Source organism: Caldimonas brevitalea (genome assembly GCF_001017435.1).
In the GTDB taxonomy this organism is placed as follows: domain Bacteria; phylum Pseudomonadota; class Gammaproteobacteria; order Burkholderiales; family Burkholderiaceae_C; genus Caldimonas; species Caldimonas brevitalea.
Genome location: NZ_CP011371.1, coordinates 1,125,843 through 1,147,750, shown reverse-complemented (window position 1 = coordinate 1,147,750; position 21,908 = coordinate 1,125,843). Strand labels below are relative to the sequence as shown.

The following is a 21,908-nucleotide window of genomic DNA, read 5'->3' as shown; positions in this document are numbered from 1 at the left end:
CTGTCAGCCCATCTGTCAGCCCATCTCGACGCAGCTGACCGGCACGCCGAGGCGGCCGATCGCCTGCAGCGCCGGCTCGGTTTCGTCCGCGGTGGTGAACAGCCGGGTGATGACACCGACATCCGCCACCTGCCACGGCAACCGCGCCCCCAGCTTGCCGGTGCTCACAAGCGCGAGGCGGCGCTCGGCACGCCGCAACATGGCCTGTTTGACGGCCATCTCGTCGAACTCCTCGCACGTCAGGCCCCCATCGGCGCTCACGGCGCACACGCCCAACAGGCACACATCGGCATACATCGCTTCGACCATCCGCACCGCCTCGGCACCGCAGAACGACGCGGTGCGCCGGTGCAACCGACCTCCGGGCACGATGACGTCGCAGCGTTCGTGGTCGCACAAGGCCAGGGCCGCCTCGGGGCTGGTGGTGACCACGGTGAACGGCAGCGCGCGTGGCAGCTGTCGCGCCAACAGGGCGTTGGTGGTGCCGCTGTCGAGAAAGATGCGTTCGCCGCCGCGCAACTCGCGCAGCACCGCCGCCACCAGCGCCTGCTTCTCTGCGGCGTCGCGTCCGACCCGCTCCTGCCAGCTGCCCCCCACGCTGGCCGCCGTCAGCGGCAGCGCGCCGCCATGCACCCGCCGCAGCAAGCCCTGCTCGGCCATGTCGGTGAGGTCGCGGCGGATGGTGTCCTCCGACACGCCGAACAGCTGAACCAGGTGCTGCGCCCGCACCTTGCCCTGCAAGGCCAGCAGCTCACGGATGCGGCCGCGCCGCTCGTCGGCCAGCCACTCCTCCCGCGCGTGGCCGCTCATCGCCCGGCTCCGCGGTGCGCGCGCGCCGGCGCCACCAGCCCTGCGACCCCGACGCAGGCGGCCAGCACGATCAGCAGCGCCGTGTCGAACGAGAACACGCTGGCCCACAGGCCCACCAGCGGCGGGCCCACCAGAAAACCGACAAACCCGATGCCGGAGACGAAGGCAATCGCCCCCTCCGCCGTGCCCGGCCCGGCGCGCCCCGCCATCGCGAACACGATGGGAATGACATTGGAGAGGCCCAGGCCCACCAGCACGAAACCGAGCAGCGCCCAGCCCCCATGCGGCGCGAGCACGGCCAGGCCGGCGCCGGCGGCGGCGAGCCAACAGCCTGGCCCCAGGACGGCGGCACCACCGCGACGGTCGCGCAGCGTGTCGCCCGTGAAACGCCCGAACGCCATCGCTGCCGAAAACAGCCCGAAGCCCGCCACCGCCAGCGCGGGCGAGGCCGCAAAGACGTGTGTCATGTAGACCGCCGACCAGTCGTACATCGTGCCTTCGCACAGCAGACACAGCAGCGCCGCGGCGCCGAGGCGCCAGACCAGACGGCTGCGAGGGACACGCGTGTCGGTGCCGGCCACGGCACCGAGAGCGGGGGCTGGCACCGGGTCGCCAGCGGCATCCGCGGGCCCGGCGAGCGCCAACGCAGACAGCAACAGCGCGGCGGGCACAGCCAGCCAGAGCGGGTCCAGGTGCTGCTGCAGCAGCGGCGCCGCGACGCCGGCCGCAACCACACCGCCGCTGCTGAACATCGCGTGCAACTTCGACATCACCGCGCGGCCGGCCTTGCGCTCGATGGCCACCGCGGTGGCATTGATCGCGACGTCGAAGCCGGCGCTGGCCCAGCCGAACACGAAGGCCACCAGCGCCAACGACTCCGACTCGCTCACCAGTTGCGTGCCCACCAGGGCATAGGCGGCCAGGACGCCCGTGGTGCGGGTGAACACGGCCGTGCCGACCGCTTGCAAGACGCGCGCGCAGCCCAGAAAGGCGAGCACCGAACCGGCGGCGAGCGACAACAGCACCAGGCTCAGCTGCTGCGCGTCATAGCCGAAGCGCTGCTTGAGCGCCGGCAGGCTGCACGCCCAGCAGCCCATCAGCAGGCCCAAGGCCAGGAACTGCGCCTGGCTCCACAACACCTGCCGTTGCGTGTGGACGCACAAAGCCGCATCGCGCTGACATTCCAACGGACCGGTCGACATAACAACCCCGCATAATCTTGCAAAAACCTGCAATAAACCGATTTGAACAGGAAGCGCTACTGCCTGCAAGCATCAGCGGGTCTGCGACGCCGTGAAGGACATGTGGGAGAGGCGCGGCCGACGGACGCAGGGCCTGGAAGACCCCGCTGCCGCTCGCCGCGACCAGGGTCAGGGCACGGCGCATGATCGATGCGCCTGCGGCGGCCCGTTGTCCGAAGGGCGGGCCTGGCCGGCCCTTCGGACGCCGGGGCGCAAGGTGGCGAGGCCTCAGTTGCTGCTGAGGTCGGCGCTGCCCGACTGGCTCGGGCTCATGCCCTCGCCGGTGATCGAAACGCCGCCGCCCCGCGGGCCGATCGCACCTTCGGGGCGGGGGCGCTCGCCGGCCGCGTCGCCGCCGGTCATGCCTGCGCGGCGGGCCCGGCGCCACTCGTCGAACTCACTGAAGTGACGCTGGTCGCGCTCTCGGCGCCATGCCTGGTAGTCGTCGTCCAGCAACCGCATCTGCTCGTTGCGCCACTGGTGGTAATCGGGGTCGTAATGATCGTGGTGCTGCTCGGTCACGGAGCCACCGCCGAAGTGGCGGCGCGGGTCGCTGTAGCCGGGCCCATAGTGGCCCACTGCCCCCGCCTCGTCGGTCATCGGTCCGGGGCCGGCCCCCGGTGGCGACGAGGTGGCCATCCACGAGGCCTCCATGCCGCCTTGCCCGAAGCTGCTCTGCGGCTGGCGCTCGGCGTCTTGGTCCATCCTGCGGTCGTGGCGGCCGTCGTGCATGCCACCCGTTTGCGGCTGGCCCCGCCCTTGTGAGGAAGTCCATCCTTGCTCGTTCATCGCACGTCCTTTCATCATCAGATCGTTGCCCAGCGAACCCTCTTGCTGGATGGGCAGCAACCCGTGTTCCAGAGCGTGCGGTGGGGGAAACAAGGGCGGCAGTTGCAACGGGTGCGCACCTGCGGCACGCCTCTTCACGAGGGCGGGTACAAGCCTCGCACACGCGCCTGCAAGCGCACCAGCCCGAGCAGGGCGTCGAGTTGCGGCGTGGGCTCGCCGAGCCGGGCGGCGATCTCGTGCACCACCGTGAGCAGCGGGTCGAGTTCGATCGGGCGGCCGGCTTCCACATCCTGCAGCATCGAGGTCTTGAAGGCCCCCAGCTTGCCAGCCACCGCAAGGCGGTCTTCCCCGCTTTGCTCGATGCGGCAGCCGATGCGCTCCCCCACACGCCGCGCTTCGGCCATCATCTCGAGGCAGTAGCGCCGCACCAGCGCGTCGCCGAGGATCAGGTCGCAGGTCGCACCGGTCAGGGCCGAGATGGGGTTCATCGTCATGTTGCCCCACAGCTTGTACCAAATGTCCTGCTGGATGCAGCTCGACACCTCGACCTCGAAGCCGGCATTGCGCAGCAGGCCCGCCAGCGCCTCCAGCCGTGCGCTGATGCCGCCGGCCGGCTCGCCGACGATCAACCGCTGCCCGAAGCCGTGGTGCACCAGGCCGGGCGCCGGCATCGAGCACGTGGCGTGCACCACGCAGCCGATCACGTGTTCGGTGGGCAGGGCCGCGCGGATGTGGCCGCCCGGGTCGACAGCCTCCAGCCGCACGCCGGCGCAAGGCCCGCCGAAGTGGTCGAAGAACCACCAGGGCACGCCGTTCATCGCCATCAGCACCACGGTGTGTGCGGCGAGCAATGGGGCGATGCCGCGCGCCACGCTCGCCAAGGCATGGCCTTTGACGGCCACCACGACCAGGTCTTGCGGCCCGAGTTGCGCCGCGTCTTCGGCCACCGCCTGCACCGGCGCCTGCTCGAGGCCGGCGGCCGTCTGCAACCGCCAACCATGCTGTCGCAAGGCTTCGGCATTGGCGCCCCGCGCGATGGCACTGACCGCCGCGCCACGTGCGGCCAACCGGGCACCGATAAAGCCGCCGATCGCCCCCGCGCCATAGACGCAGACCTTCACACCGTTCATCGCCATCTCGTGTCTCGCTCGCAGTGCCCGAAGGCGGGCAGCTTACTGCAGCGGGCCGCCGCTATCATCGACTGCCGTTCGTTTCTGCTCCCACCACCACCTTGCCTGCCACCCCCGTTTCCGCCCCGTCCCTGCCAACCCGGTGGTGGGGCGAGTGGGTGCGCCAGGTGAGTCCCGCGACGCTGCGCGCCGACGCGATGGCCGGACTGCTCGGCGCACTGCTGGTGCTGCCCCAGGGCGTGGCCTTCGCGACGCTGGCCGGGCTGCCGCCGCAATATGGTCTGTACGCCGCCATCCTGCCGTGCGCGGTGGCGGCCTTGTTCGGTTCCAGCTGGCATGTCGCCACGGGCCCCACCAACGCCATCTCGCTGGCCCTGTTCGCGATGTTGTCGCCGCTGGCCGTGCCCGGCAGTGCCCGCTACATCGAGCTGGCCCTCGCGATGACCTTGCTGGTCGGCCTGCTGCAAACGTCGATCGCCGTGCTGCGGCTCGGGGCCATCGCCAACTTCATCTCGCCGGCCGCCTTGCTGGGCTTCACCGCGGGCGCCGGGATGTTGATCGCCGTGCACGCGCTCAAGGACATGCTCGGCATGGGCCGCGACGCCGGGAGCCAGGCGGCCGCCGTGCTGGCCTACCTGGCACGCCACTGGGACGACACCCATCTCGGGGCGCTGTCGGTCGGTGCCGTCTGCGTCGCGGCGACGTTGGCGGTGCGACGGCTGCGGCCGCGCTGGCCGGCGATGCTGATCGGCCTGGCGTGCGCGACGCTGCTCGCCGCGCTGTTGAACCACCAAGGCGGTCCCTGGCGGGTGCAGTCGGTGGGCCGTCTCAGCTCGGCCTGGCCGCCCTTCCACGTGCCCGACGTCGACTGGCAGCTGCTGCCCGAACTGGTGGGCCTGGCCTTCGCGCTGACCATCGTGGCCCTGGGCCAATCGATCTCGATCGCCAAATTCGTTGCGGCCCGCTCGGGGCAACGGCTCGACCCCAACCGCGAGTTCCTGGGTCAGGGGCTGGCCAATCTGGTGGGCGGCTTGTTTTCGTCGTACGTCGCGTGCGGGTCGCTGAACCGCTCGCTGCCCAATCTCGAGGCCGGTGCCCGCACACCGCTCGCGTCGGTGTTCTCGGCGGTGCTGCTGCTGGGCCTGCTGGCGGTGGCCGCGCCGCTGGTGGCCTACATCCCGCTCGCCGGCATCGGCGGCCTGCTGCTGCTGGTGGCCTGGAGCCTGCTCGACCTCGGCCGCTGGCAACGCCTGGCAAGCACCGACCGCACCGAGTTCTACATCGCGCTCGCCACCTTCGTCGCGACACTGACGGTGCGGCTGGAAACCGCGATCCTGTTCGGCACCATCTTGTCGCTGGTCAGCTACCTGTACCGCACCTCCAAGCCGGCGATGCGCACGATGGGCTTCGACACAATGGCGCCCGAGCGGCATTTCGCGGTGGTCGACGGCAACCCCGACGCGCTGCCCGAGTGTCCGCAACTGAAGTTGCTGCGCATGGAGGGCTCGGTCTATTTCGGCGCGGCGCAGCACGTGGCCGACACCTTGCACGGCTTGCGCGCGCAGCCCGACGCGCCGCGCCATCTGCTGGTGATGAGCAAGAGCATGAACTTCATCGACGTGGCCGGCGCCGAGGTGTGGGAGACCGAGCTGAGGGCACGCCGGGCCGCCGGCGGCGACCTCTATTTCCACCGGCCGCGCCCGGCGGTGGTGCAGATGTGGGAGCGCACCGGCTTCATCGAGCAGCTCGGGCGCGACCACATCTTCCCCGACAAGCGCTCGGCCATCGCCGCCATCTTCCAACAGCTCGATCCGCGCGTCTGCGCGGCGTGCCGAGCGCGGGTGTTCTGGGAATGCGAGACGGCGCCGTTCGAGCCGGCGCCGCCGGCGAAGGAGCCCGACGCCTGACACCGGCGCCACGCGCGTGCAGCAAGGGAAGCCGCCGCGCGAAGGCGCCCCTCAGGCCGCCAGGCGCCGCTCGGGCTCGACCGAACGCAAGGCGCGCTGCAGTGCCTCGACCGCCTCGTCGATCTGCGCGGCCGTCACCACCAGCGGTGGCGCCAGGCGCACCACGGTGTCGTGGGTGTCCTTGCTCAACACACCTTCGTGCATCAGCGCTTCGCAGACCGCCCGCGCACTGGCATAGCGGCGGTCGATCTCGACGCCGACCAGCAGGCCCTTGCCGCGCACATCGGTGATGGCCGGATGGCCCAGCGCCAGCAGCCGCTCGCGCAGATACTGCCCCTGCCGTTCGGCCTGCTCCGACAGCCGCTCGCGTTCCAGCAGCTGCAAGGCCGCCAGACCCACCGCCGCGCTGAGCGGGTTGCCGCCGAAGGTGCTGCCATGGTCGCCCGGGGTGAACTGGGCCATCACGTCGGCCCGCGCGACGAAGGCCGACACCGGCAGCAAGCCGCCGCCCAGTGCCTTACCGAGCGTCACCGCATCGGGCTGCACACCTTCGTGATGGCAGGCGAGGATGCGGCCGGTGCGCCCAAGGCCGGTCTGCACTTCGTCGCACACCAGCAGCACGCGGTGGCGGTCACACAGCTCGCGCGCCGCGCGCAGATAACCGGCCGGCGGCACGATGATGCCGGCCTCCCCCTGGATGGGCTCGACGAAAAACGCCACCGTCTGCGGCGTGATGGCGTGCTCGAGCGCGGCGATGTCGCCATAGGGGACCTGCACGAAGCCCGGCGCGAACGGGCCGAAGCCGTCGCGGTACTGCGCTTCGCTCGAGAAGCCGACGATGGTGGTGGTGCGGCCGGCGAAGTTGCCGGCCGGCACGATGATCTGCGCCTGCCCTTCGGCCACACCCTTGACCTTGTAGCCCCATTTGCGCACCGCCTTGATCGCGGTTTCGACCGCCTCGGCGCCGGTGTTCATCGGCAGCGCCCGGTCGAGCCCGGTCAGCTGGCACAGCTTTTCGAGAAACGGGCCGAGCCGGTCGGTGTGATAGGCGCGCGAGGTGATCGCGAGCCGCTGTGCCTGTTCGACCAGCACCTGCACCAGCTCGGGCCGGCTGTGGCCGAAGCTGACGGCGGAATAGGCCGACATCATGTCCAGATAGCGCCGGCCCTGCTCGTCCCAGAGATGGACACCTTCGCCGCGCACCAGCACCACCGGCAGCGGGTGGTAGTTGTGTGCGCCATAGCGGTCTTCCAGCGCGATCGCGCCCGAGGCGCAGACGGGGGTCGTGTGGCTCATCGGTGCCCTCTACTGAGTTTGTGGGAATCGACACACTGTAGGCGCACCCGGACGAAATTTGGCTTCCACTTGTTTTGCAAGATCAGCTCTTAACGAAATAATCTTGCATCTTGACGAAGGAAACGCGATGACCGAAATGCATCTGGACGCGCTGGACCGCCGCATCCTGCAAGTGCTGCAGCAGGACGGCCGGGCCTCCAACGTCGACCTGTCGCAGCGGGTGCACCTGTCGCCGCCCCAGTGTTTACGGCGGGTGCGCGCGCTGGAGGAACGGGGTGTGATCCGCGGCTACACCGCGCAGGTCACCCGCGAGTCGCTCGGCTACGCGGTGATGGCCTACGTCAACCTCAACATCGACCGCGAGCACTTCGGCCGCGTGCGCGAGTTGGAGCAGGTGCTGCGCTCTTTCCCCGAGATCATCGAATGCCACTGCGTCTCGGGCGACCACGACTACCTGATGAAGGTGGTCGCGCGCGACCTCAAGTCGCTGTCGCAGTTCCTGACCGACCGGCTGATGCAGGTGCCCGGCGTGGACGACGTGCGCTCGATGATCTGCATGGAAGAGATCAAGCCGCCGGCGCCGTTGCCGGTGGATGTCTAGCGCAGCGCGGGGCCTTCTCAGGGCCCCGAGCGATGCGAGTCGCGCGTCGCGATACTGCGTTCACGAAGATGTGAAGGAGACACAATGAACCAGAGCTTCCAGGTCAGCGGCATGAGCTGCGACCACTGCGTGCGGGTTGTCACGCAAGCCCTGAAACAGGTCGACCCCGAGGCCCGCGTCCAGGTCGATCTGGCGCAAGGTAAGGTCGAGGTCGACAGCACACAGTCGCGCGACACCTTGACACGGGCCATCGTCGACGAGGGTTTTCGCGTCGCGCCTTGACCCCGCGCCCCGGCAGGGCCTGACACCAGGGCCCTTGCGTCAGAACCACCACCCGACCAGGCCCAGGCTCAGTGCGGGCACGAACAGCAGCAGCGTCACGCGCGCCAGGTCGCTGGCGATGAAGGGCAGCACACCGCGGTAGGTCTCGCCCATCGGCACGTCCTGGCAGACGCTGTTGACGACATAGACGTTGAGCCCGACCGGGGGCGCGACCAACCCGATCTGCACCACCGTCAACACCAGGATGCCGAACCAGATCGCCTTGTCCTGCGGGCCGAGCCCCCACAGCTCCAACCCCATCACGGCGGGAAACAGCACCGGGATGGTCAGCAGCACCATCGACAGCTCGTCCATCACGCTGCCCAGCGCGACGTAGAACGCCAGCACGCAGGCCACGATGACGAGCGGCGCCACCGGCAGCGCCGCCACCCAGGCTGCCAGTTCGGCCGGCATCTGCGTCAGCGCCAGCGCGGTGTTCATCATGTCGGCGCCGAGGAAGATCATGAAGACCATCGCCGACGTTTCGGCGGTACCGAGGAAGGCCCGCCGCAGGCCTCGCCAGCCCAGCTCACGCCGGGCGATGCCGACACCCAAGGTCGCGAAGGCGCCGATCGACGCACCCTCGGTGGGCGTGAACCAGCCACCGTAGATGCCGCCGAACACGACGGCGAACACCCCGGCGATCGGCCACACGTGGACCAGCGCGCGCCACCGTTGCGCCCACGGCAGCGGTGCCGACGGGGGCGCCAGCCCGGGGCGTACGCGGCAGTACACCGCGATCACGCCCAGGTAGCCGAACGCGGCGATCAGCCCGGGCACCAGCGCCGCGGCGAACAGCTTGGCGATGTTCTGCTCGGTCAGGATGGCATACACCACCAGCGGCACCGACGGCGGAATCAGGATGCCCAGCGACCCGCCGGTGGCCAGCACACCCGTGGACAGTCGGCCCGCATAACCGTGCGCCTTCATCTCGGGATAGGCCACCTGCGCGATCGTCGCCGAGGTGGCCACCGACGAACCGCAGACGGCCCCGAAGGCGGTGGCCGCGAGGATGGCCGCCATCGCCAGACCGCCGCGGATGTGGCCGACCCAGGCCGCCGCCGCGTCGAACAAGGCGCGCGACAGACCGCCCTGAGTGGCGAACTGCCCCATCAGCAGAAACAGCGGGATCACCGACAGGTCGTACACGGTCAGCCGCGCGACGGCGGAGCCTTTGAGCATGTTGAGCAGCGCGAGGTCGCTGGTCATCGCCCAATACCCCGCCGCACCGGGGATGAACATCGCCGCGGCGATCGGCACGCGCAGCGCCATCAGGGCGAGCATGGCGGCCAACATGACAACACCGATCGCACCGCCACTCATCAACAACCTCCGTGCTGCGCACTGCGGTGCGAGCCCCTTCGGGCGGCCGGGCGGCGGCTCATGCGCTCACCTCGGGCCACGTCTGCCCCCGCCACGCCGCCCACGCCTGCCGCAACGCCACCACCACGGTGAGCGCGAAGCCAGGTGCGAGCACGGCATAGACGGCCCACATCGGCAGGCCGAGGATCATCGAGGTCTCGTGGGCCTCCCGCACCGCGACCGCACCCGCCGCCGTGCGCCACGCGAGCAGGGCCATCATGACCGACAGCAGCAGCGCCCCGAGGGCGTCGAGACGCCGTTGCACCCGTGAGCTGGCGCGCGCGGTGAAGAAGTCGACGATGATGTTGGCACTACGCAGCTGGCACCACGGCAGGCACAACGAGATGCACAGCGCGGTGCCGAACTGCGTCAGCTCGACGTCGCCGGCGATCGGCGCCGACCACCCCACCCGCCCGACGATGCTCGCCGTGGTGAGCAAGGCCACCGCGCAAGCGGCCCCACCACCGGCGAGTGCGAACACCAGGGCCGTGCGGTGCATCAAGGCCGCCATCGCCCTGCCCGGTTCAGCCCACCCGTCACTTCTTGTACTTCGCCAGCAGATCGCGCGCGTCCTGCAGCATCTGCTGGCCCGGCAGACCCAGCTTGTTCATGCCGGCCACCCACTCGGCGTACAGCGGCGCCGACGCCTCGATCCACTGATCGATCTCTGTCGCAGGGATCGTGTGCAAGCGGTTGCCACGCTCGACGGCCGGCAGGCGCCCCACCGCCTGGCTCTCGTCCCAGGCCTTGCCGGCTTGGGCCGACAGGCCAGCGCCGCTGTTGCGGTCGATCACCGCCTTCAGGTCGGGCGGCAGGCTCTGGTATTTGGCGGCGTTCATCGCCAGCACGAACAAGGCGGAGTACAAGGCCGGACGGGCCGGATCGGTTTCGGCATGGAACTTCACCATCTCCTGCAACTTGACCGAAGGCATGACCTCCCAGGGCAGCAGGAAGCCGTCGATCACGCCCTTGTTGACCGCCTCGGCGACGGCGGGCAGCGGCATCGCCACCGGGGTCGCACCCAAGGTGGCGAGCAGCTTGTTGGTCATGCGCGTCGGTGCGCGCAGCTTCAGGCCTTTCAGGTCGGCCAGGGTCTTGACCGGCTTGTCGCGCGTGTGCAGATAACCTTCGTCGTGCAGGCTGAACAGCAGCGGCTTCAGCCCGCCGAATTCTCTCTGGGCGTACTTCGCATGGAAGTCCCAGGCGGCCCGGGCACCTGCTTCGGCCGAGTGGGTCATGAAGGGCAGCTCGAACACCTCCATCACCGGGAAGCGCCCGGCCGTGTAGCCGGGCAACGTGAACACGATGTCGACCACACCGTCCTTGGCTTGGTCGATCAGTTGGGCCGGTGTGCCGCCGAGCTGCATCGCGGGGAACACCTGGCACTTCAGGCGCTGGTTCGACTCGGCCGCGATGCGGTCGCACCAGGGCTTGAGGATGCGCGTGGGCGGCATGGCCTGCGGGTTCCAGAAGTGGTGCACCTTGAGCGTGACCTGCTGGGCCTGGGCCGACCCCATCAGGCCCGCGGCGAGCAGCAGCAGCAACAGTGCGCAGCCTCGTCGGATGAGCCTCGTCTTCATACGCGTGTGTCTCCCTCGTCTGGTCGTCAGCGCACGCGGGCTGGCAGCACCGTGCCGGCGCAGTCGCCAAAGCCGATGCGCCGAAAGCCGTCGCGCTCGCAGCGCGCCCGCAGCAGCACAGTATCCCCGTCGGCCAGGAAGGTGCGTGTTTCTCCGTTCGACAACCGCACCGGCGTCTGGCCGCCGCGCGACAGTTCCAGCAGCGAACCGCCCTCGCCTTCGCCGGGCCCGGACTGCGTGCCCGAGCCGAGCAGGTCGCCCGGCATCAGGTTGCAGCCGTTGACGCTGTGGTGGGCCACCATTTGCGCGAGGGTCCAGTAGGCGTCGCGGAAGTTGGACGCCATCAGGCGCTCGGGCGGCAACCCGGCCTCGCGCATCGCCGCCGTCTGCAGCCACACCTCGAGCCTCAGGTCCACCGCGCCCTGGCGGCGGTTGTCGGCACTGTCGAGATAGGGCAAGGGTTGGGGGTCGGCGACGTCGCGGGTCCAGGCGCTGCGGAACGGCGCCAGCGCCTCCATCGTGACGATCCAGGGCGAGATCGTGGTGGCGAAGTTCTTGGCCAGGAAGGGCCCGAGCGGTTGGTACTCCCAGGCCTGCAGGTCGCGCGCGGACCAGTCGTTCAGCAGCACCAGCCCGAACAGATGCGATTCGGCCCGCTCGATCTCGATCGCCTCGCCCGGCTCGTTGCCGCAGCCCACCAGTGCGCCCACCTCCAGCTCGTAGTCGAGCCGCCGGGACGGGCCGAACTCCGGCACCTCGCCGGCCCCCTTGGTCTGGCCGACCGGGCGCCGGAACTGCTGGCCACTGACGCCGATCGACGACGAGCGGCCGTGGTAGCCAATCGGCACCCACTTGTAGTTGGGCAGCAGCGGGTTGTCGGGACGGAACAGCTTGCCGACGGCGGTGGCGTGGTGAATGCCGGTGTAGAAGTCGGTGTAGTCGCCGATGCGGCAGGGCAGCGCATGCTCGATCTCGGCCTGCGGCACGAGGCATGGCGACAGCGCGGCCTGCTCCGGGCTGCCGCTGCGCAGCGCCTCCGACAAGGCGCGCCGCAAGAAGGCACGTGCCGGCGCACCGCGTGCCATGAAGGTGTTCAGTTCGCCGTGCTCGCAGCCGGCAAGCGATGCCGCGACGTCCGCCGGCAACAGCTGCGCGTCGCGCGCGGCGAACAGATCCACCACTTGGTCGCCGATCGCCACGCCGGGGCGCCAGCGTTCGGCGCTGCCGCGCCGACGGAACACGCCGATCGGCAGGTTCTGGATCGGGAAGTCGGTGTCCGGCGCGTTGGCGCTGCCGACCCAGCTGGTGCGGTCCGGGTCGTGGGTTTCGTCGAGGGTGTACATCCTCATATCTCCTTGAAACGCTGTGCCAGGCCCTGCCAGCATTCCGCGTAGTTGGTGTCGAGCGCTCCGCCCGTCAGCGCGTAGTCGGTCGGCACGAACCGCCAGCGGCTCTCGAACATGAAGGCCAGTGTGTGCTCGAGCTTGTGCGGCTGCAGTTCGGCCTGGCTGGCCTTTTCGAAGGCCTCGGTGTCGGGCCCGTGCGGCACCATGCAGTTGTGCAGCGACGCCCCCCCCGGCTTGAAGCCTTCGGGCTTGGCGTCGTACTGGCCATAGACCAGCCCCATGAACTCGCTCATCAGGTTGCGGTGGTACCAGGGCGGGCGGAACGTGTCTTCGGCCACCAGCCAGCGCGGCGGGAAGATCACGAAGTCGCAGTTGGCCGTGCCGGGTGTGTCCGAGGGCGAGGTCAGCACCGTGAAGATCGACGGATCGGGATGGTCGTGGCTGATCGAGCCTATCGTCATGAAATTGGCCGTGTCGTACTTGTACGGCGCCAGGTTGCCGTGCCAGGCCACCACGTTGAAGGGGCTGTGCGACATCGGCGCCGACCACAACGCGCCGCCGAACTTCTTGACCAGCTCGTAGCTCACCTCGCCGCGTTCGTAGGCCGCCACCGGGGTCTGGAAATCGCGCGCATTGGCCAGGCCGTTGGAGCCGATCGGGCCCAGCTCGGGCAGCCGGAAGAAGGCGCCGTAGTTCTCGCAGACATAGCCGCGCGACGGCCCGTCCGGCAGGTCGACCTTGAACACGATGCCGCGCGGCACCACCACGATCTCGCCGGGCTTCACGTCGAGCACGCCCAGCTCGGTCGTGATGAACAAGCGCCCCTGCTGCGGCACCAGCAGCATCTCACCGTCGGCATTGACAAGCGCGCGACCTTGCATCGAGCGGTTGGCGAGGTAGACATGCGCCGCCATGCCGGTCTGCATCTCGACATCGCCGTTGGCCACGAGCGTGCGCAGGCCGTCGATGAAATCCAGCGGCTCGTCGGGGATGGGAAACGGGTGCCAGCGCAGCGGCTCGGGCGCCACCGGCCCACCGGCACCGGCGCCGGCCCCGCTGCGCCACCACGGTCGCGCATACGCGCGGTAGCGGCCTGCCACCACCGAGGGGCGGCAGCGGTAGAGCCAGCTGCGCCGATTGACGGTACGCGGCGCCGTGAAGGCGGTGCCCGAGATCAGCTCGGGGTAGAGGTCGTAGGGCGCGCGCTGCGGACTGTTGCGGCCTTGGGGCAGCGCGCCCGGCAACGCTTCGGTGGCGAACTCGTTGCCGAACCCGCTCTGGTAGGACAGGGGCGTGACGGTCATGATGAGCCTGCGAGGTCGAGGTGGCGAAGATGCGGGCGCCGGGGGCCAGATGGCCGCCCGGCAATTAGACAAAAGCAAAACCGTTCGACGAAAACAAACGCTAGGTTGATCTTAGTAAATCCATTTGCTAATGTCTAATGCCGTGCCGCCTGCAGGCCCGCGTGAGGGAAAACCACGAACCGCGACAACCCAAAGCATCCAGTGGAAGACGACAAGCACGACAAGGACCGGCGCGGCATCCAGAGCATCGAGGTCGGCGGCCAGCTGCTGCTGGCCCTGGCGCACCAGGGCCGGGCGATGGCACTGAAGGACCTGGCCCGCGCCGCCGGCATGGCCCCCGCCAAAGCCCACCCCTATCTGGTGAGTTTCGGCAAGCTGGGCCTGATCGAACAGGACCGCCTCAGCGGCCACTATGGGCTCGGTCCGCTGGCCCTGCAACTCGGTTTGATCAGCCTGCAGCAGGCCGACCCGGTGCGCGTCGCGACACCCTTGATCGCCGACCTTGCACAGCAGATCGGGCACAGCGTGGCCATCGCCGTGTGGGGCACGCGCGGGCCGACGGTGGTGCGGCTGGAGGAATCGCCGACGCCCGTGCATGTCAACATGCGGCATGGCACCGTCGTATCGGTGACCGACACCGCCTCGGGGCGCTTGTTTGCCGCCTATCTGCCCACCGACAAGGTGCGTGCCGTGCTCGACGAAGAGCGACGGCGCGAAGCGTGGGAACGCGAGCGTGCCGGCGCGGTAGCGCCGGTCGCATCCGCCCTGCCCACCTGGGAGGCGTTCGCGCCGCAACTCGACGAGGTCCGCGCGCACCGCATGAGCCGTTCGGAAGGCGCGGTGATCGAGGGCATCAGCGCGATGTCGGCGCCCGTGTTCGACCACACCGGCGCGATGGTGCTGGCCGTCACCGCAATTGGGCCGTCAGGCACTTTCGACACGCGCTGGGAAGGGCCGATCGCGCAAGCCCTGCGGCAATGCGCGGGTGCGATCGGGCGGCGTCTCGGCGGCTCTGCATGAGCCCCCCGGGGCCGCCAGACCTGCTGCTCGTGCGTCAGGGCTGGTAGCCGATCATGCCGCTGATACGGGCGGCCGCATCGAGCAACTTCGGCAGAAACCGCTCCAGCATCACGTCGGGTGGGGTGTGACGAGACTGACCGCTGATGTTGATCGCCGCGGCCACCTCGCCATGCCGGCCGCGGATCGGCGCCGCGAGCGACACCAGCCCTTCTTCCAGTTCTTCGGCCACCAGCGCCCAGCCCTGTTGACCCACCTGCGCCACCGCCTCACGCAGCCGCTCGGGGTCGGTCAGCGTCTTCGAGGTGCGCGGCTTCAACTCGCTGCGCGCGAGGCAGGCGTCGAGCCGCTCGGGCGACAGGCCGGCCAGCAGCACCCGGCCCATCGAGGTGCAATAGGCCGGCAGTCGGCTGCCGACCCCGAGGTTGATCGCCATGATCTTGTGGGTCGGCACCCGCAACACGTAGACGATGTCCGGGCCGTCCAGGACCGCTGCCGAACACGATTCCTTGACGTCTTGCACCAGATCTTCCATCACCGGCTGCGCGAGGTTCCACAGCGGCAGCGAACTGAGATAGGCGAAGCCGAGGTCGAGGATCTTGGGCGTCAGCCGGAACAACCGGCCTTCGGTCTCGACATAGCCCAGATGCTGCATCGTGTGCAGAATGCGCCGCGCCCCGGCACGGGTGAGGCCAGCGCGCTGGGCCACTTCGGTGATGGTCTGCGCCGGTGCCGCGGCGCTGAAGCTGCGCACCACCGACAAGCCGCGCGCAAACGACTGCACATAGCTGTCGCCCGGCTCAGGGCGCTCACCAGCGTCGCCCGCTGTTTCGCCCGGCTCGGGGCCCTCTTGCTCCACGGAAGGGTTGGGGATCACGCTGCACTGCCTTCGCTGGTTCTCATCTTCAACCCGCGTTCGGTACGCGAACTCTTGTGCATGTCCGAACACGCTCATCGCCCGTCTGGCCCGATAGGACAGATCAGGTGCGCAAGATTCCCACGTCAGCGCGCCCGGCGCTAGCCGACGTGCCGGACGGCACTACTCTGATGATCGGCGGCATCCGGGCCCACGGCCAGTCCGGTGTGCGACAGCGAGGAACGCGGCTGGGCGTTCGGCAGAACTTGGCGGGCCCAGGACAGCGCAGCGGCGGGCCCCGTCACGAGCCGCCGGCCCTAGGGCGAGCGTGAAAGCGCTTGTCAAAGCCGGCACCGTTCGCATCCCGCACATTTGTGTGTCAAGCGAACGATTGCCCGAAACTCGGCTATATTGCCCGCCGCGACACGCGGTTTGTGCGCCTGGCGGCGCAAACCGCCGGATGCGGATGTTTCCGCTCGCACACGGCAAACCGCAGCATGAGGTGGTCGGTCACGATGGATGCGCACAACACGTCTTTCACGATACAAAAGCGCGATTTCATCGCCGGGCTCGAAAAGGGCCTGGCGGTCATCGAAGCCTTCGATCAGCCCCAGTCCCGGCTGTCGATGACCGAGGTGGCCACGCGCACCGGGCTCACGCGTGCCGCCGCGCGGCGCTACCTGCTGACCCTGACCCAGCTTGGCTATGTGTCATACGACGGCCGCATGTTCTCGCTGGCGCCCAAGGTGCTGCGGCTGGGCCAGTCGTACATGCACTCGGCCCGGCTGCCGCGCATCGTCCACCCTCAGCTGCACAAGCTCGCGCAGACCCTGCAGGAAGCGTCCGCGGCCGGTGTGCTCGACGCCAACGATGTGATCTGTGTGGCGGCCACCACCGCCGGCCGGCTCGTGTCCACCCACCTGGCGCCCGGCACTCGGGTGCCGGCCTATTGCACCGCCAACGGCCGGGTGCTGCTGGCCGCGCTGCCGCCGGAGCGTGTCGACGCCTGGCTCGAACATCAGACCTTGCATCCGTTGACCAGCCACACCGTGACGAGCAAGGAACGCCTGCGCGTCGAGATCGCGCGGGCGCGGGCCCTCGGCTATGCCACGGTCGACCAGGAGCTGGAGCCCGGCCTGCGTACGCTGTCGGTGCCGCTGAAGAACCTGCGCGGAGACACGGTTGCCGCGATCAACGTCAGCGTGCATGCCGCCCGCATGTCGGTGACCGAATTGCAAGAGCGCTGCCTGCCCGCCCTGCTGCAGGCGCAGGCGCAGATCCGCAACCTGCTGTAGTTCACCCTCGCCGCGAGCGGCACGCCGGGTGGGCGCGGTACCGCGTTGTGCACGCGGGCGAGCCGCCATCACCCCGCTCCGTCCGCAGGTTTCAGCCCTCGCACAGGTTATGAATCTTGTGCATGCCGCCTGCCAAAAGCGGCAATGACGGCCTGCGCGCGCATTTCTAGAATGCCGGCCCTTGCCCTGCTCGGATGCAGCAGGGCATGCAGATCCACAACAACAGGAGACACCATGACCCCAAGACTCGTGCAGATCCTCTCGCAATCCCTGCTGTCCGTCGCGCTGGCGCTCGGCAGCGGCGCGCTGTGGGCACAGGCCGCCCGCAAGCCGCAGGTGGTGATCGTCGCCACCGGCGGCACCATCGCAGGGGCCGGCGCATCGGCCACGAACAGCGCCACCTACCAGGCGGCCAAGGTGCCGGTCGACAAGCTGATCGCGGGCATTCCCGAGCTGGCCCAGGTGGCGCAGGTGCGCGGCGAGCAGGCGTTCCAGATCGCGTCTGAAAGCTTCACCAATGAACAACTGGTCGAGTTGGCGCGGCGCGTCTCGTCACTGGCGAAGAACCCGGCCTTGGACGGCATCGTGATCACCCACGGCACCGACACGCTGGAAGAGACCTCATTCTTCCTGAACCTGGTCGTCAAGACCGACAAGCCCATCGTGCTGGTCGGCTCGATGCGCCCCGGCACCTCGATGTCGGCCGACGGCATGCTCAACCTCTACAACGCGGTGGTGGTGGCGGGCAGCCCCGAGGCACGCGGCAAGGGCACGCTGGTGGTGATGAACGACCAGATCCACTCCGGCCGCGATGTCACCAAGCGGGTCAACATCCAGACCAACGCCTTCTACAGCCAGTGGGGACCGCTGGGCATGGTGGTCGAAGGCAAGACCTTCTGGTTCAGGTCGCCGGTGAAGCGGCACACCACCGCGTCGGAGTTCGACATCGACGCCGTCACCGCCCTGCCCGCCGTCCACATCGTCTACGGCTCAGGCAGCATGAGCCCCGAGTTGTACCAGGCCGCGGCCAAGGCCGGCGCGCAGGCCATCGTGCACGCGGGCACCGGCAACGGCTCGGTGCCGAACTACGCGGTGGACATGCTGAAGGCGCTGCGCTCGCAGGGCCTGCACATCGTGCGCTCCTCCCGGGTGGGCGACGGCTTCGTGCTGCGCAACTCCGAGCAGCCGGACGACCGCTACGACTGGGTGGTCGCGCACGACCTGAACCCGCAGAAGGCAAAGATCCTGGCGGCGCTGGCCTTGACCAAGACACGCGACGCCAAGGAGCTGCAACGCATGTTCTGGGAGTACTGAACGCGGTGCTCGCAGTGCGGTTGCCCAGCGTCGGGTCCGCGAGCAGGCGCCCGCCCCGCTGACGGCGCAACCGCGCCGCAACGCGCGCCCTTGCATGTGTCAGTACCCCGCGGTGCGATCAGACGGCGCGGTGGGCCGGCGGTGGGCTCGTTCAGCATGGGAGACTGAGCGGTGGTAATCTGATGCAAATTGCCACAGTGCTTATGTCTTCCAAGTCCATCCGCATCCACACCGAGCTGTTTGAACGGGCCCGGGCACACGGCGAAGTGGTATCCCGGTCCGCCGCGCAACAGGTGGAGCACTGGGCGCGACTTGGGGCAGCCGTCGAGGCAGCCGGCCTGACGGTGACGGACGTCGTAGAGATGCTGCGCAGTCACCAGGCGAGCTCGGCGTCATTGTCTCCAGCGAGTGAACAAGAGCTCTGGTCGTTCAAGCGCGCGCAGCAAAGTCAGGACCTCGAAGCGGTCACAGCCCGGCGAGCCTCGAACGATCAAATGAGCTGGTTTGCAGGCGGCAAAGCGAAAGCCGCCAAGTTGGTAGGGTCCCCGTATTGAAGAGCATGGGGACGAAGCCCAAGCTCGCTCTTGACGAGGCGCCGCTCGACCCTCAGACGATCGACTGTTTTCTGTCCAATTTGGGACCGGACATGATTCTGGTGGGGGGATAAGCCCTCGCCTTTTGGATGGACCGCTTCGGCATTCGGGCCGAGGGGGCCGTGATCTCCAACGATGGAGATGTTCTCGGTACCGCGGCTCGAGCACACGAGCTTGCCCTGTTGCTCCGGGCAAAATGTCGTCAGCCTGCGCCGGCGTCGCGCGGTGCCATCGTTGCCCAGCTTCGCCTGCCGACCGCAGGCGGGAAGGAGCGGAACATCGACGTCCTTCGCCTGCTCTACACGGTCAGCGGACTCAGAAAGTCTTCCGAGTTCACCAAGCGGGTCATCGCCGGGAGCGTGCGTGTGAAGTGGCACAACGGCACTCAATTCCGGGTCATGGATCCGTTCGACGTTCTAGAGTCACGGGTTCAGAATGCCGCGGGCCTTCTCCAAGACAAGGGACCGCATGTGCTGACCCAGGCACGATGGGCGATCGAGGTGGCCAAAGCGGCGCTTCTGCAACTCGCCGCCAACGACCAAGAACAGCCAGAGCGCCTCGGGCACCGCCTACAAGGTATCTACACGCTGGCTCATAGCAGGCCCGGACGCAACCTGCTTCGGGACCACCAGATCGAAGTGCTGGAGGCGATCGACCTCTCTGCACTGAGAAAGGCAGCGCCGCTGCACGAGAAGCAGTTGCAGAACGTCCAGGCGGCACTTGAAAAACGGCGCGGCGCAAAGAGAAGACCCGCGCCGGCAGGATGAGCCCACAAGAAAGCTGTCGCAGCCCGCAGAAGAGCTGATCGTCAGCGCCAAAACGACAACGGCCACAGAAAGCGAAAAGGGCCTTTTCAGGCCCCTCGCGCGTCCCGTGCACCCTTGATCAGTGCTGCAGGATCTTCGACAAAAAGTCTTTCGCGCGCGGCGAGCGCGCGTCGGGGTTGCCGAAGAATTCTTCCTTGCGGCAGTCCTCGATGATCTTGCCCTGGTCCATGAAGATGACGCGGTGGCTGACCTTGCGCGCGAAGCCCATTTCGTGGGTCACGCACATCATGGTCATGCCTTCCTGGGCCAGTTGCACCATCACGTCGAGCACTTCGCCGACCATCTCAGGGTCGAGGGCCGAGGTGGGCTCGTCGAACAGCATCACGATCGGGTCCATGCTGAGCGCGCGGGCAATCGCGACGCGCTGCTGCTGACCGCCGGAGAGCTGGCCGGGGAACTTGTCCTTGTGCGCCGACAGGCCCACGCGCTCGAGATATTTCAGGCCCCGCGCGATCGCGTCGCTCTTGCTGCGGCCCAGCACCTTCATCTGCGCCAGCGTCAGGTTTTCGGTCACGCTCAGGTGCGGGAACAGCTCGAAGTGCTGGAACACCATGCCCACCCGCGAGCGCAGCTTGGGCAGATCGGTCTTGGGGTTGCCCACCGACACCCCCTCGACCAGGATGTCGCCCTTCTGGAACGGCTCGAGTGCGTTCACCGTCTTGATCAGCGTGGACTTGCCCGAGCCCGACGGCCCGCACACCACGACGACCTCGCCCTTCTGGACGCTGGTGGTGCAATCGGTCAGCACCTGGAACGAACCGTACCACTTGCTGACGTTCTTGATTTCGATCATTGCCGACATGTTGTCGTCTCCAGATTCAAAGCCGCCACGAGCCGACCAGGCTCAGCGGACGATCGCAATTTTCTTCTGCAGGCGTTTCACCAGCTGGGACAGCGCGAAGCAGATCACGAAGTAGACCACCGCGGCAGCCAGGTAGGCCTCGATGGGGCGGCCCAGGTTCTTGCCTGCGGTCTCGAAACCCTTGAACAAGTCGTAGGCGCCGATCACGTAGACGAGCGAGGTGTCCTGGAACAGGATGATGGTCTGCGTCAGCAGCACCGGCAGCATGTTGCGGAAGGCCTGCGGCAAGATCACGAAGCGCATGTTCTGCCCATAGCTCAGGCCGATGGCCTGGCCAGCGAACACCTGCCCGCGCGGAATCGACTGGATGCCGGCGCGCATGATCTCGGAGTAGTAGGCCGCCTCGAACAGGGTGAAGGTGATGAAGGCCGACGCCTCGGCCCCGACCGGCCGGCCGAGCACGAAGGGCACCAGCAGGAAGAACCACAGGATCACCATCACCAGCGGGATCGAGCGCAGGCCGTTGACGTAGATCGTCGCGATCCACTCCAGCGGCTTGATGCCCGACAGCCGCATCATCGCCAGCAGCGTGCCGAGCACGATGCCGCCGATCATCGCCACCAGCGTCAGCTGGATGCTGAAGAAAAAGCCCTTCTGGACGAAGTTGCTGATCAGTTCCCAGTTGTAGAAGGACAGGTCGAGATTCATCACTTCGACCCTCCGACGTAGCCGGGCACCCGCACGCGCGCTTCAATGAACGCCATCGCGCGGTTGACGCCGAAGGCCGACACCGCATACAGCACCGACACCACCAGGTAGACCTCGACCTCCATCGACAGCTCCACACCGGCCTGCTGGGCATACAAGGCCAGCTCGGCGATGCCGGCCGCAAAGGCCACCGACGAGTTCTTGATGATGTTCATCGCCTCGCTGGTGAGCGGCGGCAGGACGATGCGAGACGCCATCGGCAGGATGACGTAGCGATAGGTTTGGGGGCGTGTCAGGCCGATGGCCGAGCCGGCCATGAACTGGCCGCGCGGCAGCGACTGGATGCCGGCCCGCACCTGCTCGGCGACCCGCGCCGACGTGAACAGGCCCAGCGCCAACACCACCAAGGCGAACACCGGCACCTGCTGCAACGCCGGGAACATCGACGGCAACACTTGGTACCACAGGAAGATCTGGACCAGCAGCGGAATGTTGCGGAACAGCTCGACCCACGCGTTGCTGAACCATTGCAGCGGCTTGCTCGGCACCGTGCGCAGCGTGCCGATCAGAAAGCCCACCAGCAGCGCCAGCACCCAGGCACAGGCGGCGATGCTCAGCGTCCACCCCCAGGCGGACAGCACCCAGTCGACGTAGGTGACGCCGTCGCCGCGGTCCTGCATGAAGATCTGCCACTTGGATTGCAAATCCATCCGTCTTCTCCTCCCCGGGCGTGTCGGTGACAGGCCGGAGGATGCGTGTGAAAGTTCGAGAGAACAACGCCGGGGCGCCCGCTTCAGGCGCCCGGCTGC

At 68.2% G+C, this 21,908-nt stretch carries 22 protein-coding genes; 8 read left to right on the top strand and 14 right to left on the bottom strand.

Going from position 1 to position 21,908, the window contains the following annotated elements; all coding sequences use genetic code 11:
- Positions 1 to 15 precede the first annotated feature (15 nt).
- From AAW51_RS05075 to AAW51_RS05060, 4 genes are all read right to left on the bottom strand, one after another.
- Positions 16 to 810 carry a DeoR/GlpR family DNA-binding transcription regulator gene (locus AAW51_RS05075; RefSeq protein WP_047193728.1) on the bottom strand — a complete coding sequence of 265 codons (795 nt, stop codon included), beginning with the start codon at positions 808 to 810 and terminating at the stop codon, positions 16 to 18.
- Complete coding sequence (locus AAW51_RS05070; protein WP_169787983.1) at positions 807 to 1,949, bottom strand: MFS transporter; 1,143 nt, start codon at positions 1,947 to 1,949, stop codon at positions 807 to 809. Before AAW51_RS05070 ends, AAW51_RS05075 begins: the two co-directional genes overlap by 4 nt.
- 330 nt (positions 1,950 to 2,279) lie before the next feature.
- The gene (locus AAW51_RS05065) at positions 2,280 to 2,948 is read right to left on the bottom strand and encodes a hypothetical protein (protein WP_157359621.1); all 669 of its coding nucleotides are present in this window, start codon (positions 2,946 to 2,948) and stop codon (positions 2,280 to 2,282) included.
- Between the two features lie 26 nt (positions 2,949 to 2,974).
- Positions 2,975 to 3,970 (bottom strand): 2-dehydropantoate 2-reductase, encoded by a 996-nt coding sequence (locus AAW51_RS05060; RefSeq protein WP_238947765.1) that lies wholly within the window; start codon positions 3,968 to 3,970, stop codon positions 2,975 to 2,977.
- A gap of 197 nt (positions 3,971 to 4,167) precedes the next feature.
- Here AAW51_RS05060 and AAW51_RS05055 point away from each other — a divergent pair, with 197 nt between their 5' ends.
- Positions 4,168 to 5,877, top strand: a complete 1,710-nt coding sequence (locus tag AAW51_RS05055; RefSeq protein ID WP_083438655.1) for a SulP family inorganic anion transporter — start codon at positions 4,168 to 4,170, stop codon at positions 5,875 to 5,877.
- Positions 5,878 to 5,928: 51 nt separating this feature from the next.
- Here the strand turns inward: AAW51_RS05055 and rocD are convergent, their stop codons facing one another.
- The gene (gene rocD, locus AAW51_RS05050; RefSeq protein ID WP_047193725.1) at positions 5,929 to 7,173 is read right to left on the bottom strand and encodes an ornithine--oxo-acid transaminase; all 1,245 of its coding nucleotides are present in this window, start codon (positions 7,171 to 7,173) and stop codon (positions 5,929 to 5,931) included.
- 127 nt (positions 7,174 to 7,300) lie between these two features.
- Here rocD and AAW51_RS05045 point away from each other — a divergent pair, with 127 nt between their 5' ends.
- Positions 7,301 to 7,774 (top strand): Lrp/AsnC family transcriptional regulator, encoded by a 474-nt coding sequence (locus AAW51_RS05045; RefSeq protein WP_083438088.1) that lies wholly within the window; start codon positions 7,301 to 7,303, stop codon positions 7,772 to 7,774.
- Between the two features lie 84 nt (positions 7,775 to 7,858).
- Entirely contained in the window at positions 7,859 to 8,056 is a 198-nt protein-coding gene (locus AAW51_RS05040) for a heavy-metal-associated domain-containing protein (RefSeq protein WP_047193724.1), read from the top strand.
- 39 nt (positions 8,057 to 8,095) lie between these two features.
- Here the strand turns inward: AAW51_RS05040 and AAW51_RS05035 are convergent, their stop codons facing one another.
- Genes AAW51_RS05035 through hmgA form a run of 5 tightly spaced genes read right to left on the bottom strand, consistent with a single transcriptional unit; the run spans position 8,096 to position 13,687 of the window.
- Entirely contained in the window at positions 8,096 to 9,418 is a 1,323-nt protein-coding gene (locus tag AAW51_RS05035) for a TRAP transporter large permease (protein WP_047193723.1), read from the bottom strand.
- Positions 9,419 to 9,476: 58 nt separating this feature from the next.
- Entirely contained in the window at positions 9,477 to 9,956 is a 480-nt protein-coding gene (locus AAW51_RS05030; protein WP_238947764.1) for a TRAP transporter small permease, read from the bottom strand.
- A 37-nt stretch (positions 9,957 to 9,993) separates the two neighbouring features.
- Positions 9,994 to 11,037 carry a TRAP transporter substrate-binding protein gene (locus AAW51_RS05025; protein ID WP_053013353.1) on the bottom strand — a complete coding sequence of 348 codons (1,044 nt, stop codon included), beginning with the start codon at positions 11,035 to 11,037 and terminating at the stop codon, positions 9,994 to 9,996.
- 26 nt (positions 11,038 to 11,063) lie between these two features.
- Positions 11,064 to 12,380, bottom strand: a complete 1,317-nt coding sequence (fahA, locus tag AAW51_RS05020) for a fumarylacetoacetase (protein WP_047193721.1) — start codon at positions 12,378 to 12,380, stop codon at positions 11,064 to 11,066.
- A 2-nt stretch (positions 12,381 to 12,382) separates the two neighbouring features.
- A complete protein-coding gene (gene hmgA / locus AAW51_RS05015; protein ID WP_047193720.1) occupies positions 12,383 to 13,687 on the bottom strand; it encodes a homogentisate 1,2-dioxygenase in 1,305 nt (434 codons plus the stop codon).
- A 201-nt stretch (positions 13,688 to 13,888) separates the two neighbouring features.
- Here hmgA and AAW51_RS05010 point away from each other — a divergent pair, with 201 nt between their 5' ends.
- Entirely contained in the window at positions 13,889 to 14,707 is an 819-nt protein-coding gene (locus tag AAW51_RS05010) for an IclR family transcriptional regulator (RefSeq protein ID WP_047193719.1), read from the top strand.
- Positions 14,708 to 14,741: 34 nt separating this feature from the next.
- On the opposite strand, the gene AAW51_RS05005 is transcribed toward AAW51_RS05010, so the two are convergent.
- Positions 14,742 to 15,578 carry an IclR family transcriptional regulator gene (locus AAW51_RS05005; protein ID WP_047197434.1) on the bottom strand — a complete coding sequence of 279 codons (837 nt, stop codon included), beginning with the start codon at positions 15,576 to 15,578 and terminating at the stop codon, positions 14,742 to 14,744.
- A gap of 497 nt (positions 15,579 to 16,075) precedes the next feature.
- On the opposite strand from AAW51_RS05005, the gene AAW51_RS05000 reads away from it, so the two are divergent.
- From AAW51_RS05000 to AAW51_RS04985, 4 genes are all read left to right on the top strand, one after another.
- Complete coding sequence (locus tag AAW51_RS05000) at positions 16,076 to 16,855, top strand: IclR family transcriptional regulator domain-containing protein (RefSeq protein WP_047193718.1); 780 nt, start codon at positions 16,076 to 16,078, stop codon at positions 16,853 to 16,855.
- Positions 16,856 to 17,089: 234 nt separating this feature from the next.
- Positions 17,090 to 18,169: an asparaginase gene (locus AAW51_RS04995; protein WP_047193717.1), complete on the top strand. Its 1,080-nt coding sequence runs from the start codon at positions 17,090 to 17,092 to the stop codon at positions 18,167 to 18,169.
- 203 nt (positions 18,170 to 18,372) lie between these two features.
- Positions 18,373 to 18,723 carry a TA system antitoxin ParD family protein gene (locus AAW51_RS04990; RefSeq protein ID WP_047193716.1) on the top strand — a complete coding sequence of 117 codons (351 nt, stop codon included), beginning with the start codon at positions 18,373 to 18,375 and terminating at the stop codon, positions 18,721 to 18,723.
- 128 nt (positions 18,724 to 18,851) lie between these two features.
- On the top strand, positions 18,852 to 19,529 hold the full coding sequence (locus tag AAW51_RS04985; protein ID WP_047193715.1) for a hypothetical protein: 678 nt from the start codon (positions 18,852 to 18,854) through the stop codon (positions 19,527 to 19,529).
- Between the two features lie 118 nt (positions 19,530 to 19,647).
- Here AAW51_RS04985 and AAW51_RS04980 read toward each other — a convergent pair whose 3' ends face one another.
- Genes AAW51_RS04980 through AAW51_RS04970 form a run of 3 tightly spaced genes read right to left on the bottom strand, consistent with a single transcriptional unit; the run spans position 19,648 to position 21,809 of the window.
- A complete protein-coding gene (locus AAW51_RS04980) occupies positions 19,648 to 20,382 on the bottom strand; it encodes an amino acid ABC transporter ATP-binding protein (RefSeq protein WP_047193714.1) in 735 nt (244 codons plus the stop codon).
- 51 nt (positions 20,383 to 20,433) lie between these two features.
- Positions 20,434 to 21,099 (bottom strand): amino acid ABC transporter permease, encoded by a 666-nt coding sequence (locus tag AAW51_RS04975; RefSeq protein WP_047193713.1) that lies wholly within the window; start codon positions 21,097 to 21,099, stop codon positions 20,434 to 20,436.
- On the bottom strand, positions 21,099 to 21,809 hold the full coding sequence (locus tag AAW51_RS04970; protein WP_047193712.1) for an amino acid ABC transporter permease: 711 nt from the start codon (positions 21,807 to 21,809) through the stop codon (positions 21,099 to 21,101). Before AAW51_RS04970 ends, AAW51_RS04975 begins: the two co-directional genes overlap by 1 nt.
- Positions 21,810 to 21,908 lie beyond the last annotated feature (99 nt).

Excerpts from the sequence above, each read along its gene's own strand:
- AAW51_RS05075 (WP_047193728.1), bottom strand. The coding sequence starts at position 810 with ATGAGCGGCCACGCGCGGGAGGAGTGGCTGGCCGACGAGCGGCGCGGC.
- AAW51_RS05060 (WP_238947765.1), bottom strand. The coding sequence starts at position 3,970 with ATGAACGGTGTGAAGGTCTGCGTCTATGGCGCGGGGGCGATCGGCGGC.
- AAW51_RS05055 (WP_083438655.1), top strand. The coding sequence starts at position 4,168 with ATGGCCGGACTGCTCGGCGCACTGCTGGTGCTGCCCCAGGGCGTGGCC.
- rocD (WP_047193725.1), bottom strand. The coding sequence starts at position 7,173 with ATGAGCCACACGACCCCCGTCTGCGCCTCGGGCGCGATCGCGCTGGAA.
- AAW51_RS05045 (WP_083438088.1), top strand. The coding sequence starts at position 7,301 with ATGACCGAAATGCATCTGGACGCGCTGGACCGCCGCATCCTGCAAGTG.
- AAW51_RS05040 (WP_047193724.1), top strand. The coding sequence starts at position 7,859 with ATGAACCAGAGCTTCCAGGTCAGCGGCATGAGCTGCGACCACTGCGTG.
- AAW51_RS05035 (WP_047193723.1), bottom strand. The coding sequence starts at position 9,418 with ATGAGTGGCGGTGCGATCGGTGTTGTCATGTTGGCCGCCATGCTCGCC.
- AAW51_RS05030 (WP_238947764.1), bottom strand. The coding sequence starts at position 9,956 with ATGCACCGCACGGCCCTGGTGTTCGCACTCGCCGGTGGTGGGGCCGCT.
- AAW51_RS05025 (WP_053013353.1), bottom strand. The coding sequence starts at position 11,037 with ATGAAGACGAGGCTCATCCGACGAGGCTGCGCACTGTTGCTGCTGCTG.
- fahA (WP_047193721.1), bottom strand. The coding sequence starts at position 12,380 with ATGTACACCCTCGACGAAACCCACGACCCGGACCGCACCAGCTGGGTC.
- hmgA (WP_047193720.1), bottom strand. The coding sequence starts at position 13,687 with ATGACCGTCACGCCCCTGTCCTACCAGAGCGGGTTCGGCAACGAGTTC.
- AAW51_RS05000 (WP_047193718.1), top strand. The coding sequence starts at position 16,076 with ATGGATGCGCACAACACGTCTTTCACGATACAAAAGCGCGATTTCATC.
- AAW51_RS04995 (WP_047193717.1), top strand. The coding sequence starts at position 17,090 with ATGACCCCAAGACTCGTGCAGATCCTCTCGCAATCCCTGCTGTCCGTC.
- AAW51_RS04990 (WP_047193716.1), top strand. The coding sequence starts at position 18,373 with ATGTCTTCCAAGTCCATCCGCATCCACACCGAGCTGTTTGAACGGGCC.
- AAW51_RS04985 (WP_047193715.1), top strand. The coding sequence starts at position 18,852 with ATGGACCGCTTCGGCATTCGGGCCGAGGGGGCCGTGATCTCCAACGAT.
- AAW51_RS04980 (WP_047193714.1), bottom strand. The coding sequence starts at position 20,382 with ATGATCGAAATCAAGAACGTCAGCAAGTGGTACGGTTCGTTCCAGGTG.
- AAW51_RS04975 (WP_047193713.1), bottom strand. The coding sequence starts at position 21,099 with ATGAATCTCGACCTGTCCTTCTACAACTGGGAACTGATCAGCAACTTC.
- AAW51_RS04970 (WP_047193712.1), bottom strand. The coding sequence starts at position 21,809 with ATGGATTTGCAATCCAAGTGGCAGATCTTCATGCAGGACCGCGGCGAC.